Below are 17,806 nucleotides of genomic sequence, written 5' to 3'. Positions count from 1 at the left end.
AAGCGGTAAGCACAATGAGGGTTAATGATAATTCCGAAGCCGTTAATCCCAGGAGTGCCATCGCACATGTTGAACGATCTTACAGCACACCTCGCCCGGCATAATGGCCTCTCGGAGGACGCGTCCCGACAAGCCCTCGGCATTGTCCTGAACGCAGCGGAGCGTCAGGATTCCCCCTTTGCCACGGCGATGTTCAAGACCATTCCGGGCGCACGCGCCCTGTCGGCCCGCACAGGCAGCACGATAGGCGCCCCGGTTGGTGAGATTGCGCGCTTGATCGAACAGACGCCCGGCGGCAAGCGCATTGTCGCGCAATCCATGATTTCCGAACTCCACAAGCTGGGTTTGGACCACAAGGCCATCGGCCTGCTATTGCCGAGTATTTCCACTTATATGGACGAGCACCACGCCCTGGTCGGCTTTGGCCATCTGGGTGACCTCATCGGGTCGGACCTCGACGCGGTCGCAGCTGCGGCCCAAGCCGCCTGATCTGGCTCGAAAGAAAAGCTTTGGATGAGCCGCCGCGAGGGCGGCTTTTTCATGCGCGAAACTTTTTTCGTTTTCCGCGGAACCAAGCCAACTGAAGAGCGTAAACCTTGTATCTTGCAGGCAGACACCCCTCTGACACTGTCAGTTGCCTCAAGACGTTCCCAATATGGGGCCAAGTCGGTTCTCCCTCTCTTCCCCCCAACCGGCTTGGCCCTTTTCTTTTGGATCGGGCCTGTCTATGTGCAAGGCCAGTGATTGAGGGCTTCTACCACATGCAAGACGTAACCACTCTGAAACCGGACGAGCGACTGGCGCTGGACCTGATGGCGGCGATACGTGCCGATGCCGAGGCGATCTGCGCTCCCAATCCGGTGGAAATGGTTTCGGTTACGATCGATGTGTCGTCTGAGGCGGCTCAAGGCGGTGATGTCTCATTTGAGCCCAAGGTTGACCGGCAAACTCGCACGATCCTGTTTACCGGCGGCATGGCCTGCCAAGGCGACAACCCCCTGATGAAAGCAACTGCGGTCTATCGGATTTTGCCAGAGACGTAGCGGCCCTGTCGCAGCGTTTGCCGACGCGTTCCCAAATACCCAGACGGAGAGTTTCTATGACTACCACGCTTATCACCGGTGCAAATCGTGGGATCGGTCTGGAGCTTGTCCGCAAGTTTCTCGCTCAAGGTCATGACGTGATTGCCACGGCGCGCGACCCTGAGACCTCAAACGAACTGAACGCGACGGGCGCCAAAGTTTATCCGCTAGAAGTGACCGATGCATCTTCGGTGGCGGCATTGAAGGAAGCGGTCGGCGACCAGCCCATCGACTATCTGATCAACAATGCCGGCATTGGCAGTTTCGCTGCGTTCAAGGATCTCGATTATGACGCGTTCGCCAACATGCTGGCGGTGAACACGATTGCGCCGATCCGAATGATCGATACGTTCCTGGACAATATTGCGGCCAGCGATGTGAAGATGGCGGCCAGCCTGTCCAGCATGATGGGATCCATCGAGAACACGCAGGCGTCTTTCGGACTGATTTATCGCACGTCCAAGGCGGGTCTGAACATGGCCCTGCGTGCCGCCGCGCCCGAACTTGCGGAGAAGGGGGTGACCCTGCTCGCGCTGCATCCGGGCTGGGTGAACACTGACATGGGCGGCAAGCAGGCGCCAGTCAATCCGGCTCAGAGTGCTGCTGGTCTCTACACGGTCATCACCACGGCAGAGCCATCAAGCGAGCTGCGCTTCCTGGACTTTGAAGGCAAGACCCATCCCTGGTAGCGACTAGCCCTGCTGGGGCGCAAAGCCGGCGAAATCCTCTGGCAATTGCACATCCGTATCAGCGCGCAACCGGGGCAGGGCTTCGGGATGCTCGGCCTGAAGCCATTCGATCATCTGCTCACGGATCAGGCAGCGCAAATCCCAGGCCTTCGGGGATGTGCTGGCCGAGGCGAGCCCGCGCACCGTCACGGAATTGCCCGAGGCCTCGGTCACCTGCAAATTCACCACGTCGCCATTCCATAGCGGGGTGGATTTACAGATCTCTTCCAGCTTCTCACGCATCTGCGCGATGGGTGCGTGATAGTCTACCGTCCAGAAAACGCTGCCGATGATGGACGCACTCTTGCGGGTCCAGTTCTGGAATGGCTTTTCAATGAAATAGGAGAGCGGCACGACAAGCCGTCGCCAGTCCCAGATCTTGATGACGACATAGAACAGGCCGATTTCCTCGATCCAGCCCCATTCGCCTTCGACGACCACGGCATCGTCCAGCCGGATCGGCTGGGTGAAGGCGATCTGCAGTCCAGCGATCAGGTTGCTGAGTACGGGACGGGCCGCCAGGCCGATGGCGATGCCCGCGATTCCGGCTGATGCAAACAGGCTGACGCCAATCTGCTTCACGCCAGGAATGACGGTGAGCGCAGCGGCGAGGGTGACGATGCCGGCAATGACGATCCAGACGCGACGCACGACATCCAGCCGCGTGGCCGATTTGCGCGCTTCCAGATTGTCTTCTGCATCGAGGTGCAGGCCAGCCAGACGGCGTTTGATCAAGGCATCGACAATGGTGCCGACCAGCCAGCCAAAGGCGATGATGAACAATACGCCTGAACTGATCCCTGCCATTCGCTCGAGCCGGTCGCCTGAAACAAAGCCGTCAGGGATGTACTGAGGAAGGTAGGGTGTCGCAAAGACCAGCGCCGCGCCAGCCAGCGCAAACAGAAGGGGCGGGCGAAAGCGCTTCAGCCAGCGCGTATTCCTGTGGGCAGTGATCTTCGTCCGGATACGCAGATTCCCTTCCAGTCGCTCGACGGGACTACGTCTCAGCCTGAGAAAGGTTTCATCGATTCAGCAAGCCACGTGCCCGGAATAGGTCAAGCCATTGCTGGCTTGCGCGCGGTTCGGTCAGTGTTTGCTGAAGTTTGCGGCAAGGATTCCCGTATTATTTTACGCGTTCGACCCGGAATGCGATGCCGCCATCCAGTTTCATCTTGTAGCTGCCGAGTGCCGCTTCATAGATCTCGGCTTCGGTCTGGTCATTATTGCGTAACGCCTTGGAATCGGTCTGCCGCCAGATCTGTCCATTTTCCAGCGTGATCACCAGATTTCCACGCTTGCCGCGCACGGCCTTCACAGGAAGCGTCATTTCCTTGAGGCCCTGGTCGTCAGATTTGCCGAGCGTCAGAGAGGGCAGGGACGGAATGGAGAAGCCGAAGGAATCCTGGCGGACCTGTTCGACTTCCTGCCGGGTCACGGTGGTGACGTCGCCCGCCGCTTCGGCCGCTTGCAGTCGCCCAACAGCCGCATCGTAGCAGGCAAGGCGCTCTGCATCCTCGGCGACGGATGTGCAGGCATAGACGTCGTCTGTTGAGACATCTTGTGCAGTGGCTGTTGCGCCGAGCGCAAAAATCATCCCTGCAATGCACCAAATTCGGGTCATTCCTGTTACCTCATGTGCGACTTCCAGCAGGAAGGCTTTGCAAAACCGTAATGGTCTGGCAGCAGTGTTGCAAATCGCGCGATCGCGGAAAAGACGTTGGAGACACAAAACCCATGAAGTTGAACGCCTTGATGACAACTGGCCTGGCTGCCGCACTTGCCCTGACACTGGCCGCCTGCGGGGGTGGTGGGGATTCCGCAGCCTCGGATGTGCCGACCCTGCGTCGGGGAATTTCGGCCAAGGTGGACACGCTGGACCCCAACAAATCATCCGCGCAGTGGGAGAATATCATCATTGGCGACATGATCGTCGGCCTGACCACGGATGGCCCGGATGGTCGCCCGGTGCTGGGTATGGCCGACAGTTATGAAGTCAGTGAAGACGGTCTGGTCTGGACTTTCGCGTTGGGTGATCACGTCTGGTCTGACGGCACGCCCGTCACTGCAGGCGACTTCGTCTACAGCCTGCGCCGAATCCAGGATCCGGAGACAGCGTCGCAATACGCGTCACTCCTCTGGTTGATCAAGAATGCGCAAAAGGTGAGTTCACAGGAATTGCCGCCCGAGGAGCTGGGCGTGAAAGCCATTGACGACAAGACGCTGGAAATCACTTTGGAATACCCGGCGCCTTATCTGCTCGGCCTGCTGAGCCATTACACGACCTATCCGTTGCCGAGCTGGGCCATCGAAGCGCATGGTGATGCCTGGATCCAGCCGGAAAACATTGTCGTCAACGGTCCCTACAAGCTGGTCTACTGGCGCACGGGTGACCAATTGGTCGCCGACAAGAACCCGACCGGGTTTGGCGCGCCGGAGGCGTGTTTTGATCGGGTCGTGTATCTGGAACTGGAAGATTTGTCGGCCGTCGAGAACAAGATTTCCGCAGGCGAACTGGACATCAATAATGCCTTTGACGGGTCTCGCTATACTGAATTGGATGCGAAATTCCCTGGCTGGCTGCGCACGACACCTTCTCTCATCTCGACCTATTGGACTTTCAACACCACTGTTGAGCCGTTCGACGATGTGCGCGTGCGCAAGGCCCTTTCAATGGCGCTCGACCGGGAGTTCATGGTTCGCAACGTGCTGACACAGGGCTATCTGCCAGCGTATTCCTTCGTGCCTCCGGGCATCGATAATTACGATGTCAGCCGGCCATCCATGGATTGGAACCGAGGCGCGCAGCCTGTTGGAGGCGGCAGGGTTCGGCCCGGACAATCCACTCGAATTTGAATTCATTCACCGCTCGACGGACGACAATCCAAAGGTGGCGCCGGTCGCTCAGTCCAATTGGAGCGACATCGCCCCTTGGGTTAACCCGACCATTGTGAAGCAGGATACGAAAGTGCTCTATTCACGTCTGCGGACCGGAAACTTCTCGGTCGCTGATGCGGCATGGGTCGCGGATTTCGATGATCCCATCAACTTTCTCTACTTGCTCGATTCCAATACGGGCCAGCAAAACTATGGCGACTATGCCAATCCGGAGTATGATGCGCTCCTAAGCCAATCGAACCAGCAGTTGGACCTGCAAGTGCGGGCAGAAGTCTTCGCAGACGCCGAAGCACTGATGCTCGAAGAGTATCCGATTACGCCGATGTGGTTTCAGGTGACCAAGAATATGGTCGATCCGGAGCTGACTGGCTGGGAAGAGAATGCGAAGGATCAGCACCGCTCGCGCTTTCTGTGCCGGGAGGGGCTCAGCGCCGAGTAGGGGTAAACAGACGGGGGTCTCGAAATGGAACATGAAATGGAGGCCGCAGGTCTCGGGTCGGCAAGTGGCTTGTCGACCGGAGACCATCATCCGGTAAAGTCCGGTTTGCCTTGCGCCAATTGCGAGACCATCGTCGAGGATCGGTTCTGCACAACGTGCGGCCAATTGGCGTCAGACTTCCATCGCCCGGTCTGGGATCTGGTGGCGAGCAGTCTCGCGGACGTGTTCGCGCTGGATGGCCGCTTGTGGCGGTCCTTGCCGATGTTGTTGTTCCGCCCCGGACGGATGACCCGGAACTATCTGGATGGAAAGCGCGCGCGCTATGTGCCGCCTTTCCGCATGTTCCTGATGGCGTCTGTGATCTTCTTCCTGACCCTGTTCACGCTCGGCGATCAGATGGGCTGGTACAATTCTCTCAAGATCGACCGCCTCCTGGAAAATGGGATCGATGCCGGGATAGGGGAGGATGGTGAGCCTCTTCCGGTTGTAACCGAAGAGCGGCTAGAGGAATTACGGGCCCAGACAGAAGATCCCGACCTGACGCCGGATGAGCGCCAGCTGGTCCAGCTGGAATTGCTGCAGGCGGAGCACGGCATCACATTCCAGCGTATCATGACGGATGATGGGCGCATCAATCGCGACGCGCTTTATGATGAGGTCACTTCAAGACTGAGCGAGGATGCGACCCCTGCTGAGCGCGAGCAGGCATGGCGCGCCGCCGACCATGCGGCGACCGTGTACGAGAATCAGGATCGCTATGGTGCACGCATTCGGGAATGGGCGCCGAGGTTCAGCCTGATGTTCCTGCCTATCCTGGCCTTCATGCTGACCATTCTGTATGCGTGGCACCGCAGCCGGTACATCTATGACCATGTGATCACCGCGCTGCATGTGCAGACGTTCATCTATCTGATGGCGACCTTTTTGATCGTGCTCGCTGCCCTCAACGGAGCTTGGCTTGGCGAGCTAATCTGGGGTGGTGTGCTGATCGGCATTGCCTACCTCTATCGCCAATTGCGCGTGACATATCAGACCGGGCGATTCATGGCGGCCTTGCGAACCCTGATCCTGTTGTTCTCAATCCTGATTGTGGGTGTGTCGCTGGGCGTTTCCCTCGTCATTGTCAGCTTCATGCTCGTCTGATCGTGGCGGATTGCCCGAAATGCGGTCAGACGCGCGATGAGGCTCGGCTCGAATTCATGTGGCTTGCCTGAAAATCAAGCAAAGTGGAGGCCGGCGCAAAACTCGGTCAGGGCATTTTTTCGGATTTATCAGGCGTATCTGGAACAATATTGCCCCAAACCGGCCAAATAGGTGATGCGATTCTGTCACACTGGTGTCATTTTGCTTGTGAGCGCCGCTGCATCCAATTGACTATGCAGGGTGCTCAATCCTTACTGCTCGGTAAGACTTGGTCTAGGGGGCCAGGTTTGTCTGCATGATGTGGACACATTTTTTGACAATCCTTTCGGAGGTTCAAGTGAGCGAACTTAACTTGAAGAAGCGCCTATTGGCGTCGTCGGTATTTGCCGGCGCTGCACTTGCTGCAGCTGCTGCGCTGCCAGCGTACGCCCAAGACGCAGATGAAGACGTAATTGCTGTAGCAGAGGCGGACGGGGAAGAAGCATCCGTACAACAGACCATCGTCGTCACGGGCTCGCTGATCCCGCAAAGCGGCAACCTGGTTGAGACCAGCCCGGTCACATCCCTCGGCTCAGCCGACTTCGACGTGCGCGGTGTGGTCCGTGCGGAAGACATGATCAACTCGCTGCCACAGGCATTTGGTGCACAAGGGTCCAACCTTGCCAACGGTTCGACCGGTACATCTTCAGTCAACCTGCGTGGCCTCGGTGCTTCCCGCACGCTGACCCTTTTGAACGGTCGCCGCCTGCCGTACGGCTCGCTGAACACGGCTGCCCCAGACATCAACTTCATCCCATCTGCGATGGTGAAGAAGGTTGACGTCCTGACCGGTGGTGCTTCGGCAACCTACGGTTCGGACGCTGTTGCTGGCGTCGTCAACTTCGTGCTCGACACCGAGTTCGAAGGTCTTCGGATCGACAGTAACTACTCGTTCTACCAGCACGACAATTCCAACAGCTACATCCAGGACATCCTGTCCGGCTTCGCTGCTGATAACCCAAGCCAGTTCACGGTTCCTGAAGGCAGCACGTCAGACGGCGAAACCTTCGACATCACGGCTGCTGTGGGTGGCAAGTTTGACAATGGCCGTGGCCACATGTCCGCCTTTGTCAGCTTCCAGAACACCAAGGAAATCCTTCAGGCAAACCGCGACTACTCGCAGTGTGCCCTGTCTACCACGAATGGCGGCAACGATTTCACCTGTGCAGGTTCTTCAACCAACCAGTTTGCCAACATTCTTGACGTCGCTTCCGGCTACACAATCCCTGGTGGTGTCAATCCGGATGCGCAGACACAAACCGGTTGGGCCCGCGTGCTGGATGGCCAGGATGCAATTGGACCGCGGAACTTCACTTCCGACACGTTCAACTATAACCCCTACAACCACTACCAGCGCCCGAACGAGCGTTACTCTTTCGGCGCGTTCGCAAACTATGACGTCAACGAATACATGAATGTGTATACCGAACTGATGTTCATGGATAACCGTACCAAGTCGCAGATCGCACCTTCCGGTGTGTTCGGTTACGGTATTGCTGGCGATGCCGGTGGCATCCGCTGTAGCAACCCGTTCCTGTCGGCCCAGCAGGTCGACTATCTCTGTGGTGAAATCGCAGACGGTGCAATTGATCGCTACACCAACGAAGAAGGCGAGTATACGGATGCCATGGGCAACGTACTGGCTGATCAGGACGACTTTGTTGCTCGCTTTGATGGTGATCCTGACCAGGCTGCTCTGGGTCCAGACGGCATTGCAGACATCCTGCTCCTGCGTCGTAACGTTGAAGGCGGCAACCGCTTCAACGACATCCGCCACACGACCTATCGTGGTGTGATCGGCATGCAAGGCACCCTGGGTGATTCTCCTTGGGGCTACGATGTCAGCATGATCTATGCGAACAATCACCGTTCCGAGATCTACAACAACGATCTTTCCATCCGTAAGATCGGTTATGCGCTTGATGCCCAGCTTGATGGCGAAGGCAACATTGTCTGCGGAATCAATGCTGATGAAGATCCGTCCAACGATGATGCAGCTTGCGCACCATACGACATCTTCGGTGCCAACGGTCCTTCCGATGCGTCGGTCGCCTACATCAGCCAGCCTCTGTTCCGTGACGGTGACGTTACACAAACAGTTGTGACGGCGAAAACGTATGCTGATCTGGCAGATTACGGCATTCAGTCGTCGATGGCGGAAGAAGGCATCAAGGTTGCCTTTGGTGTTGAGTATCGTCGCGATACGCTGGATTCCAATCCAGATAGCAACTTCCTTTCCGGCGACGGTGCTGGTCAGGGTGGACCAACGACAGGTATTGAAGGATCGCAGGAAGTCTATGACTACTTCGCGGAAATCAATGCCCCGCTGATCCAGGGCTATGAAGGTATTGAGTCCCTCGGCGTCGACCTCGCTTATCGTCGTTCGAACTATGACTCCGTGTCTTCCGACGCTTACAAGATTGGTGTCGAGTATGCTCCGGTTGAAGACATCCGCTTCCGCGGTTCCTTCCAGCGCGCTGTCCGGGCGGCGAACATCTTCGAACTGTTCTCCGCTCAGTCGATCGGCCTGTTTGATCTGACTCAAGGTTCGAACGGCATCTACGATCCATGTGCAGGTGCAGCTCCAACGGCTACGCTCGCTCAGTGTGCGAACACCGGCGTCACACCTGACCAGTACCGGAACATCGCTGATAACCCGGCTGGCCAGTTCAATACGCTGACAGGTGGTAACCCGGACCTCGAGCCGGAAACTGCTGACACGTACACGATTGGTTTCGTGGCAACGCCATCGGCCATTCCAGGCCTGACCGTCTCGCTCGACTATTTCGACATCACTGTCGAAGACCTCGTCGGTACGGTTCCACAGGAACTGGCTCTGGACTCCTGTCTTGAAACTGGCGACGAGTTCTTCTGTTCGCTGGTCAATCGCGGTAACGGCGGAACGCTGTGGGCTAACTCCACGGGCTACATCGTCGCCACGAACATCAACACAGGTGAGCTTTCGACCTCTGGTTTCGACCTTCTGGCCAGCTACGCTCTGGACCTGGATTCCCGCGGCGGTATCGACTTCGATTATGTCGGTACACTGCTCGAATCCCTGGAGACAAAGCCTCTGCCAACGTCCACCGGCGCAGACATCTTTGACTGTGTTGGCTACTACGGCGGCAGCTGTGCCTCCGGTGGTGGTACGGAAGTTGCGAACGGTTCGTCACCTGAGTATCGTCACAAGGCTTCCATGACCTGGTCTGATGCCGACGGCGTGTTCAGCGTCACCGGTACATGGCGTTACTTCGCCGAGGTCGAAATCGAAGGTGGTGACGATGGCACCATCAACGGTACTCTGGATGCCCAGAACTATCTCGACCTGTCCGGCTCCTGGAACGCAACGGACTACATGTCCCTGCGCCTTGGCGTGAACAACCTGACGGACGAAGAGCCACCGCTCTCCTCCGTGGTTGGTACGGCACCGGGTAACGGTAACACCTACCCACAAGTGTACGACGCCTTTGGTCGCTATATCTTCATGGGTGCGACGTTCGACTTCTAAGTCTGACGACGCTCTTCGGAGCCGCCGTTTTTTTGTTTTCAACGGGTTTGGTATCAGCGCTTTGCGCTTCCCATGAGCCGGGCCCAGAGCTGTTCTGTCTGACTGAGAAGAAAGAGGCGTGCGGTCAGGCGCCCGCGTGCCAGCGTGCATAGATGGCCGTTGGCAGGAGACGGTCTGAACCTTGCTGGGGCAGGGCCATCTCGCCGGTCTCCATTACACCGCCCAGCGGGGAGAGCCGATCAGCTAGCGCCTGTGACAGGGCCAGGTAAGACAGTCGCACGGCATATGCCGTCAGGATCACAAACAGGGGCCGGTCACTCAGCAGCTGCTTCACGACGTCCAGCAATTCGGGCAAGTTTTCTTCAAACCGCCAGGTTTCATTCTTCGGGCCACGTCCGAATTTCGGGGGGTCCAGGATGATGGCGTCATATTCGTTGCCACGCCGGACCTCGCGAGCGGTAAATTTCATGGCGTCATCGGCGATCCAGCGAATGGACCGATCCTGCAGGCCGCTCATCGCCTGATTGTCCTTGCCGTACCCGTTTGATTTCGGGCTGGCATCCAGATGGACCACTTCGGCACCGGCTGCGGCGCAGGCGAGCGACATCATACCGGTATAGCCGAACAGGTTGAGCACCTTGATTGGACGGCCGGCTGCGCGGATCTTCTCCTGCGCGAAGCGCCAGTGAACCGAATGTTCCTGAAAAACGCCCATATGGCGAAAGGCTGCGCGGCGGGCCTCGAAGGTCAGGCCATTCCATTGCATCGGCCAGCTGTCGAGTGCCTTCGGAGATAGCACTTCCCAATTGCCTGCGCCGTCATCATCTTGCGACTTCGCAGAAAACTGCGCATCGGCGCGCCAACTTTCCAAGGGGCGGGCTGGCTCCCAGAAAGCTTGGGGATCGGGCCGGATGACGGTCTGGCTGCCGAAGCGCTCCAGCTTCTGCAAGTGGCCACTGTCGAGCAGGGCATAGTCTTTCCAGTCATTGGCGATCAGGAGGCGGGTTTCGGTCTTCATTTGAAATCCCTCTGGCGCCACGCTTCATAGGTCATGATGGCGGTGGCCTGGGCGAGATTGAGGCTGTCCGCGCCGCCGCGCATCGGGATCAGGCAGAGCTGGTCGCAGGCGGCTTCGGCTTCGGGCGGCAGGCCGGATTGCTCATTGCCCATGATGATGACCGCGCCGGAGGTGAAATCGGTGCGGTCATGGCGGGCCGTGCCATTGACCGACGCGGCGCTCATGGTCAGGCCAAGCCCTTTGCGCCAGGCGTTGAACTGGTCGAACGAGGCGGCCGCAAAGGGCATGTCGAAGATCGAGCCCATGGAGGCGCGCACGGCCTCGAAACTGTAAGGATCACAACAGGTTTCGATCAGGATCACGCCGGAAATGCCCGCGCAGTCGGCCGTACGCAGGATCGTGCCCAAATTGCCGGGATCGCGCACTTCATAAAGGGCGACAAACAGCCCATTGCTGTCCTGCGGCAGGGCATCAAGGCCGAGATGGCGCTGGTGGAACGCCGCGACCACGCTCTGCGCATTATCCTTGTGAGTGATACGCGACATCAGCTTGTCGGCGGCCAGCACGACCCGCGCGCCGGAGGTCTCTGCCTGACGGATCAATTCCGCGAGGTGTGGCCGATCTGCCATGCTTGCCGCGACAATCAGCGAGTCCGCCTTCCAACCGTTTGCAAGCCCCTGGCCGATCAGGCGCGCGCCTTCTGCGAGAAACAGGCCCGTTTCGGCGCGGCCTTTCTTTCTTTCAAGACTTTTCAAGGACTTGATGAGCGGGTTTGATGCGCTGCTGATCGTCTCAATCTGGCGGGTCATGCTGGGGATTCGGCGTCTCTGACTCTGCGGGGTAACTCTTGCGAGGACATGCTGAATAGGGCATCCCTGATTATCAGGGGATTAGCAATGGAGGAGGTCGCGGGGCCTCTATGAGACTGCTCGACTACCTTTTTGGATTTGTGGCCCTTGTTGGCTTGATCTGCACGGGCTGGTGGGCCGTGTACCAGTCAGCGAACACGCCTGTAAACCTCCAAGCGCGGCTGGAGGCCAACGCCAATGCGGCGCTGGCCGAGCAGGGCTTTGACTGGGCAGGCGTGCGCATGCATGGCCAACGCGCCGAGCTGACCGGCAAGGCCCCCTCCATGGATGCCATAGAAGCAGCAGCTGAAACCGTGCTGACATCCAGCGGGTCAGGCGGGATCATCCTTGGCGGAGTGACCATGGTCGAGAGTGGGGTGGGCACTGCGCCGCCGGTGATCCCCTATGTCTGGCGCGCCATCAAGACTGGTGCAGGCGACTATATCCTGATGGGGCATGTGCCCTCGCGTACCATTCGCGCTGACCTTCTGGCCTATGCCGGTTCGCATGCTGGCGACGGCGCGGTTGAAGACCGTATGCAGCTGGCCAATGGCGCGCCGGGGGCTTACTGGCAGGGCATGGCCCGGCTCGCACTGGACAGCCTGGCTGAACTCGATACGGGTGAAGCCCGCCTGCATGACACGCGCGTCCGGTTGCGCGGGGTCTCTATGGAGACTGCGACCCGCGCGCGGGTTTCGGCCGACATCGCAAATGTGACCGCCCCGTTCCGGGGAGAGCCTTTTCTGCGCGGCCCGGCCTTGTGGAGCGCGGCGCATGGCGACGGCGAACTGGTGCTGTCCGGCAAGGTCGCCAGCGAAGCCGAGCGCGAGGAAATCCTGACCATCGCCAAGCAATATTATGCGCGCACCGTACGTGACGAGATGGAGGTCGCTGGCGAGCCTCATCCGGGCTGGCTGAACGGCGTGCGCGTGGGCTTGCCGCATTTTGCCAAGTTCCGGTCCGGCGAAATGGCGTTCGAGCCAGAGGAAACCGGTCTCAGTTTCGAGGGCGAGGCGTCAGGGTCCACGATTGCCTACCTCCAGCAGGATATGGCCAATCTTGGCGGCCCTTATCCTGTCACAGTCTTCGCCGATACGGTGCAGGTAAATGTGGACGAGATTCGCGATATCGACTTTCAGGCAGACCCGGTTGCAGCCTGCCAGCAGGCCTATGACGCGGTGATGGAGACCAACAAGGTGTATTTCGAGACGGGCCTGGCAGACATTACCCGTGAAAGCGGCCTGACGCTGGACAAGGTCATGACCGTATCTGAGCGGTGTGCGCGAGATCTGGTGTTTGAAGTGGGCGGCCATACCGACTCCACAGGCGAGCGGGAGGCAAATATTGCCCTCAGCGAGGCACGGGCGCTGGCTGTGCGGGATTATATGGTTTCGGCCGGATTTTCCCCTGCGCGGCTGACTGTAATTGGGTATGGTCCCGACGAGGCTGTGCAGAGTAATGACACAGAAGACGGTCGGGCGAAGAATCGCCGGATTGGGTTCAAGGTTCGAGAACGGAGCGAATGATGGCGTGGCTATTGGCACATATGTGGGCGGCGCTGGCAGGGGTTGCCGTATTCGGTTTGCTGCTGGGTTGGTCCATTCGCGGCATGATGCTGGTTGGAAAGATGCGGCGCGCAATGGTCGAGCGCGATGTTACCCAGACCGAACTCGAACAGGCCAAGGAAGAGATTGAAAGCCTGTATGCGGCCCAGCGTGGGCAGCCGGTGGGCAATACGAATGCGCGTGAGGCTCAGGCCGAACAGAATGTGAAATTCCAGCGCATGAGTGATGAATTGAGCCGCGCCAAGAGCGAACTGGAAGCGCTGAAGGCGAAAGCCGACGAGGCGCTGGTGAGCGGCGCAAAGGCTGCGGGTGCGGCTGGAGCCGGCGCTGTGGGCACGCTTGCTGCTGTGGGCGGCGCGACCGATCCGAACCCGGCGCTGGTCTGGCGCAACCGCCACCTCGAAAGCCGTGTACGCCACCTGGAAGCCATGATCGGCGAGGGGGGCAGCGAAGCCGCTGGCGCATCCCCTGCGGAGGCGGCACCTGTTGCGCCTGCTGCGATGGCGACTGGCGAGACCAGCGACGCCGATGCGGCCAAGGCAGAATGGCAACAGAATTTCCTGAAGCAGCGCGTCGAAGCGCTGGAAGATGAACTCGCCAAGGTGAAAGCCCCGGCAGCTACGCCAACCGGGCGTAACGGCAATGGTGAGGCGGAAGAAGAACTGGCCCGCCTGCGCTGGCGCAATCGTTTTCTGGAAGGCCGCCTTGCCTATTTCGAAGGCGACCAAGACGCCGAGGAAGAGGGCATTGAGGCCGACGCGGTGGCCGAAACAGCCATCACGCCGGAGCCTCTTCCGGACTCGCCGGAGACCGAGCCCGAATCTGAACTGGAATCCGTGCCGGACTTTGATGGCGAAGCTGAAAACGAGCCGGAGGTTGAGCTTGCCGAGCCTGAAGCCGAGCCAAGTGACGAAGCCGACTTTGCCGAAGAACTCGCGGAAGATACCGAAGATGACATCGAAGAGGCGATTGAGTTTGAGGCTGAACAGGAGCCGGAAGCACCAGCCGAGCTGGCCGCTGATCCTGACGCTGAACCGGATGTACCTGCTTTCGAGATTGTTGACCGGTTCGCCGATGAGGCGCCTGCTGAGGCAGAGACAGCGTTCGACGATATAGAATTGACGCCCGTCGAGGACGAGCTGGCGGAAGACTATGCAGAGCCGGCCGAGGCCGATGCGGATGATGAAGTGCCCGCCGACGGGTTAGAAGAAGACACTGATACCGACCGCGCAGATGAGGCCAGCCGGGCTATCCTGGCAGCCCTCGAACTGAATGATGACGAAGACGAAACGTCAGAGGACGACACCAATCTGGGCGTGGCCGAGAGTGAGTCCGAGCCCGAAGACGAGGCGGATTTCGTCGAAGCGGACACGGAAGAGGCGGATGACGACTCCGGGTCCGACGAGACCGCAGAAGAGGGCCCCTCAGGCGTACAGCCGATGGCGCTCGACAAGCCCGTTGCCAACACGCCGGATGATTTGACCATCATTGGCGGAGTGGGGCCGAAGATTCAGGAAGTGCTGAACAGTATGGGCATCTGGCACTATGACCAGATTGCCGCCTGGACGCCTGAAAACGTCACATGGGTGGATCATGAGCTCAATTTCTCTGGTCGGATCACACGTGAGGGCTGGGTGCAGCAAGCGGCGATCCTGGCAGGCGACACGGTGGACGAGGACGCCTAGGCAACCGCCCATTCAGGGCCTATTCAGCCGTAATCGTTCAAGTTGGGAACCAATCGTGCAGGGGTGCGATTGCTTTTTGAGGGTGCAGGGGTAACCTCTGGCTCGAGGCGATAGGGAGAATGAGATGGCCGATCTAGTTGAATTTGATAGCGAAGTTCTGGCCGGAGCACCGCAGGTGCGCCTGTCGCGCCGCGCGCTGATTACCGGCATTGCCGCAGGCACCGTATTCCCCTTCATTTCCAGCTGCACCACAAACCCGGCGACCGGATCCAGCCAGCTGATCCTGTTCGGGGAAGAGCAGGTGGCCAGCATGGCCGCCACGGCCTGGACCGACATGAAATCGCAGACGCCCGTCGTCTCCAACTCGCGCCTGAAAAACCAGGTGCTGAGCGTCTGGGAGCGTACGTCTGATGGCGCAGTGAAGGCGGGTCATATCGACCCGAACGCCAATTGGGACGTGGCGGTGTTCGACACCGATGACGTCAACGCGTTCGTGATGCCTGGCAACCGCGTCGGCATTTATCGCGGCATAACCGAACTGACCGAGAATGACGACCAGCTGTCGTCCGTGCTGGGCCATGAAACTGGCCACGTGGTCGGCCGCCATGCTGCAGAGCGCCTGTCGGTCTCGACCGCAGCGCAAGTTGGCCTGATGGCGGGTCAGATCGCCGTCGCGCAGTCAGAAGAGCTCAGCAAGTATGGCACGGCCATCGGCGCTCTCGGTGGCGCGGCCATGCAATTCGGCGTGATCCTGCCCTATAGCCGCCGGCATGAGCTGGAGGCTGACAAGCTGGGCGTCGATTACATGCACAATGCTGGCTATGACACCCGCGAATCCGTGCGCTTGTGGGAATTGATGGCCGCGCAGTCGGAAGGCCAGCGCCCGGCCGAGTTCATGTCCACCCACCCGGATCCGCTGCGCCGGGCCGAAGAGTTGAAGCGTTACATCAATGCGCGGGGTTATGCGCTGATGTAGTCGGTGGGCCGACCAGAATTTCGAGAGCCCGGTTGCCCTGTGCTGCCGGGCTTTTGCTTGTTTTAAACAGTCGCGGGTGGAGACACGCGGTTGTATTGGTGGAAATACCCGTTATATGGGGAATTCGACTTTTCGCCGGACGATCAGGCATTGAGTGAACGGGCTTGCCCTGCCACTCCTTCAGAGACCTCCCATACAAAATTCGTGTTCCCGCGGACCCGCATGTTGCAGGACCGCATCTATTCAGGAGTGTTTCATGACAAGTGGCACCGTAAAATTCTACAACGACCAAAAAGGCTTCGGCTTCATCCAGCCAGACGATGGCGGCACCGACGTGTTCGTGCACGCCACGGCGCTTGAGCGCGCTGGCATGCGCGCCCTGTCCGAAGGTCAGAAGGTTTCCTTCACGACCGCCGTCGACAAGCGCAGCGGCAAGACCGCCGTCGACACGATCACCGCTGAATAGTCCGTTAGGACTTTTCCAGTTGTATCAGATTGGCCGTCTCCGAAAGGAGGCGGCCTTTTTGTTTGGGGATTTGCCCGGCGACCATCTGCCCGATCCCCTTGACCCCACAGGGCATTTCAGCCATACGCCCCACTTCCGTGGGAGGCCGTTAGCCCGGCCAGACCACGAACCTCCAAAGTAACCGGGCGGATCGAAAGACCACCGCCCCATCTGAAACGTTCGAGAGGACAATATGGCTAAGAAACTCCTGGGGCACCTCAAGCTCCAGATTCCTGCCGGCCAAGCCAACCCGTCGCCGCCAGTCGGCCCGGCGCTCGGTCAGCGCGGAATCAACATCATGGAATTCTGTAAGGCGTTCAACGCCAAGACACAGAGCATGGAACAGGGCCTGCCCGTTCCCGTCGTGATCTCCTATTATCAGGACAAATCCTTCACCTTCATCGTGAAGTCTCCACCGGCCACTGTGCTGCTGAAGAAGGCTGCCAAGCTGAAGCTCGGCAAGAAGCCTGCTTCCGGCGCCAACAAGCCGGGCTATGAGACGGTCGGCAAGGTCACCATGGCTCAGGTTCGCGAGATCGCGGAAATGAAGATGGAAGACCTGAACGCAAACGACCTCGACGCAGCCTCGAAAATCATTGCCGGTTCCGCCCGCGCAATGGGCATCGAAGTGACGGAGTAAGCATCATGGCGAAACCAGGAAAGCGTACCCGCGCAATCATCGAATCCGTGGATGCCGACAAGGCCTACACGATCACCGAAGCTGTTGCTCTGGTGAAATCGAATGCGAAAGCGAAATTCGACGAGACCGTCGAGATCGCCGTGAATCTCGGCGTTGACCCGAAATATGCAGACCAGATGGTCCGCGGTGTGGTCAACCTGCCATCGGGCACAGGCAAGGACGTTCGCGTCGCCGTGTTCGCAAAGGATGCCAAGGCTGACGAAGCCAAGGAAGCCGGAGCTGATTTCGTCGGCGCTGAGGACCTGATGGAAAAGATCCAGGGCGGCTTCATGGACTTTGACCGCGTCATCGCGTCTCCGGACATGATGGCGGTTGTCGGTCGTCTCGGTAAGGTGCTTGGCCCGCGCGGCCTGATGCCGAACCCGAAAGTTGGTACGGTCACGCCGAACGTGGCTCAGGCCGTCAAGGACGCGAAGTCCGGCTCGGTTGAGTTCCGCGTCGAGAAGGCCGGTATCATCCATGCTGGCATCGGCAAGTCCAGCTTCTCCGAAGGTGACATCGAGACCAACGTCAAAGCCTTCCTCGAAGCGCTGTCCAAGGCCCGCCCATCCGGCGCGAAAGGCCAGTTCATCCGCAAGATCTCCCTGTCCTCCACAATGGGCGCAGGCGTGATGATCGACACGGCGGAAGTCAACCAGACGGCTTAAGTCCGACATCGGATTAGAGAGAGAACAA

Annotated in this window: 17 protein-coding genes; 13 read left to right on the top strand and 4 right to left on the bottom strand. The window is 59.1% G+C overall.

Features of this window, described 5'->3' with window-relative positions; all coding sequences use genetic code 11:
- Nucleotides 1–66: 66 nt before the first annotated feature.
- From L53_RS04675 to L53_RS04660, 3 genes are all read left to right on the top strand, one after another.
- The gene (locus L53_RS04675; protein WP_034812575.1) at nt 67–489 is read left to right on the top strand and encodes a hypothetical protein; all 423 of its coding nucleotides are present in this window, start codon (nt 67–69) and stop codon (nt 487–489) included.
- Nucleotides 490–761: 272 nt separating this feature from the next.
- Complete coding sequence (locus L53_RS04665) at nt 762–1,043, top strand: hypothetical protein (protein WP_034812568.1); 282 nt, start codon at nt 762–764, stop codon at nt 1,041–1,043.
- A 56-nt stretch (nt 1,044–1,099) separates the two neighbouring features.
- Nucleotides 1,100–1,771 carry an SDR family oxidoreductase gene (locus tag L53_RS04660; protein ID WP_034812565.1) on the top strand — a complete coding sequence of 224 codons (672 nt, stop codon included), beginning with the start codon at nt 1,100–1,102 and terminating at the stop codon, nt 1,769–1,771.
- 3 nt (nt 1,772–1,774) lie between these two features.
- Here L53_RS04660 and L53_RS04655 read toward each other — a convergent pair whose 3' ends face one another.
- Both L53_RS04655 and L53_RS04650 read right to left on the bottom strand, forming a co-directional pair.
- The gene (locus tag L53_RS04655) at nt 1,775–2,617 is read right to left on the bottom strand and encodes a mechanosensitive ion channel family protein (RefSeq protein WP_051607592.1); all 843 of its coding nucleotides are present in this window, start codon (nt 2,615–2,617) and stop codon (nt 1,775–1,777) included.
- A 316-nt stretch (nt 2,618–2,933) separates the two neighbouring features.
- On the bottom strand, nt 2,934–3,431 hold the full coding sequence (locus L53_RS04650; protein ID WP_156947823.1) for a hypothetical protein: 498 nt from the start codon (nt 3,429–3,431) through the stop codon (nt 2,934–2,936).
- Between the two features lie 113 nt (nt 3,432–3,544).
- Between L53_RS04650 and L53_RS17525 the strand changes: the two genes are divergently transcribed.
- The 4 genes from L53_RS17525 to L53_RS04635 all read left to right on the top strand — a co-directional run bounded on the left by L53_RS17525 (nt 3,545) and on the right by L53_RS04635 (nt 9,834).
- Nucleotides 3,545–4,663, top strand: a complete 1,119-nt coding sequence (locus tag L53_RS17525; RefSeq protein WP_255341999.1) for a peptide ABC transporter substrate-binding protein — start codon at nt 3,545–3,547, stop codon at nt 4,661–4,663.
- Nucleotides 4,620–5,144, top strand: a complete 525-nt coding sequence (locus L53_RS17520) for a hypothetical protein (protein WP_255341998.1) — start codon at nt 4,620–4,622, stop codon at nt 5,142–5,144. The genes L53_RS17525 and L53_RS17520 overlap by 44 nt, the downstream gene beginning before the upstream one ends.
- Nucleotides 5,145–5,168: 24 nt before the next feature.
- Nucleotides 5,169–6,287: a DUF3667 domain-containing protein gene (locus L53_RS04640; RefSeq protein WP_034812559.1), complete on the top strand. Its 1,119-nt coding sequence runs from the start codon at nt 5,169–5,171 to the stop codon at nt 6,285–6,287.
- Between the two features lie 337 nt (nt 6,288–6,624).
- On the top strand, nt 6,625–9,834 hold the full coding sequence (locus L53_RS04635; protein ID WP_198019741.1) for a TonB-dependent receptor domain-containing protein: 3,210 nt from the start codon (nt 6,625–6,627) through the stop codon (nt 9,832–9,834).
- Between the two features lie 124 nt (nt 9,835–9,958).
- Here L53_RS04635 and L53_RS04630 read toward each other — a convergent pair whose 3' ends face one another.
- Nucleotides 9,959–10,852 carry a class I SAM-dependent methyltransferase gene (locus L53_RS04630; protein ID WP_034812557.1) on the bottom strand — a complete coding sequence of 298 codons (894 nt, stop codon included), beginning with the start codon at nt 10,850–10,852 and terminating at the stop codon, nt 9,959–9,961.
- Nucleotides 10,849–11,661: an RNA methyltransferase gene (locus L53_RS04625; RefSeq protein WP_034812554.1), complete on the bottom strand. Its 813-nt coding sequence runs from the start codon at nt 11,659–11,661 to the stop codon at nt 10,849–10,851. Before L53_RS04625 ends, L53_RS04630 begins: the two co-directional genes overlap by 4 nt.
- A gap of 110 nt (nt 11,662–11,771) precedes the next feature.
- On the opposite strand from L53_RS04625, the gene L53_RS04620 reads away from it, so the two are divergent.
- From L53_RS04620 to rplA, 6 genes are all read left to right on the top strand, one after another.
- On the top strand, nt 11,772–13,226 hold the full coding sequence (locus L53_RS04620) for an OmpA family protein (protein WP_034812551.1): 1,455 nt from the start codon (nt 11,772–11,774) through the stop codon (nt 13,224–13,226).
- Nucleotides 13,223–14,950, top strand: a complete 1,728-nt coding sequence (locus L53_RS16230; protein WP_051607590.1) for a hypothetical protein — start codon at nt 13,223–13,225, stop codon at nt 14,948–14,950. Before L53_RS04620 ends, L53_RS16230 begins: the two co-directional genes overlap by 4 nt.
- Nucleotides 14,951–15,074: 124 nt before the next feature.
- The gene (locus tag L53_RS04610) at nt 15,075–15,926 is read left to right on the top strand and encodes a M48 family metallopeptidase (RefSeq protein ID WP_051607589.1); all 852 of its coding nucleotides are present in this window, start codon (nt 15,075–15,077) and stop codon (nt 15,924–15,926) included.
- A gap of 256 nt (nt 15,927–16,182) precedes the next feature.
- Nucleotides 16,183–16,392 carry a cold-shock protein gene (locus tag L53_RS04605; RefSeq protein ID WP_034812549.1) on the top strand — a complete coding sequence of 70 codons (210 nt, stop codon included), beginning with the start codon at nt 16,183–16,185 and terminating at the stop codon, nt 16,390–16,392.
- A 232-nt stretch (nt 16,393–16,624) separates the two neighbouring features.
- Nucleotides 16,625–17,071, top strand: a complete 447-nt coding sequence (rplK, locus tag L53_RS04600) for a 50S ribosomal protein L11 (protein ID WP_034812546.1) — start codon at nt 16,625–16,627, stop codon at nt 17,069–17,071.
- A 5-nt stretch (nt 17,072–17,076) separates the two neighbouring features.
- Nucleotides 17,077–17,778: a 50S ribosomal protein L1 gene (gene rplA / locus L53_RS04595; RefSeq protein ID WP_034812544.1), complete on the top strand. Its 702-nt coding sequence runs from the start codon at nt 17,077–17,079 to the stop codon at nt 17,776–17,778.
- Nucleotides 17,779–17,806 lie beyond the last annotated feature (28 nt).

Source organism: Hyphomonas sp. L-53-1-40 (assembly GCF_000682775.1).
In the GTDB taxonomy this organism is placed as follows: Bacteria; Pseudomonadota; Alphaproteobacteria; order Caulobacterales; family Hyphomonadaceae; genus Hyphomonas.
This window is presented reverse-complemented; position numbering and strand designations above follow the sequence as displayed.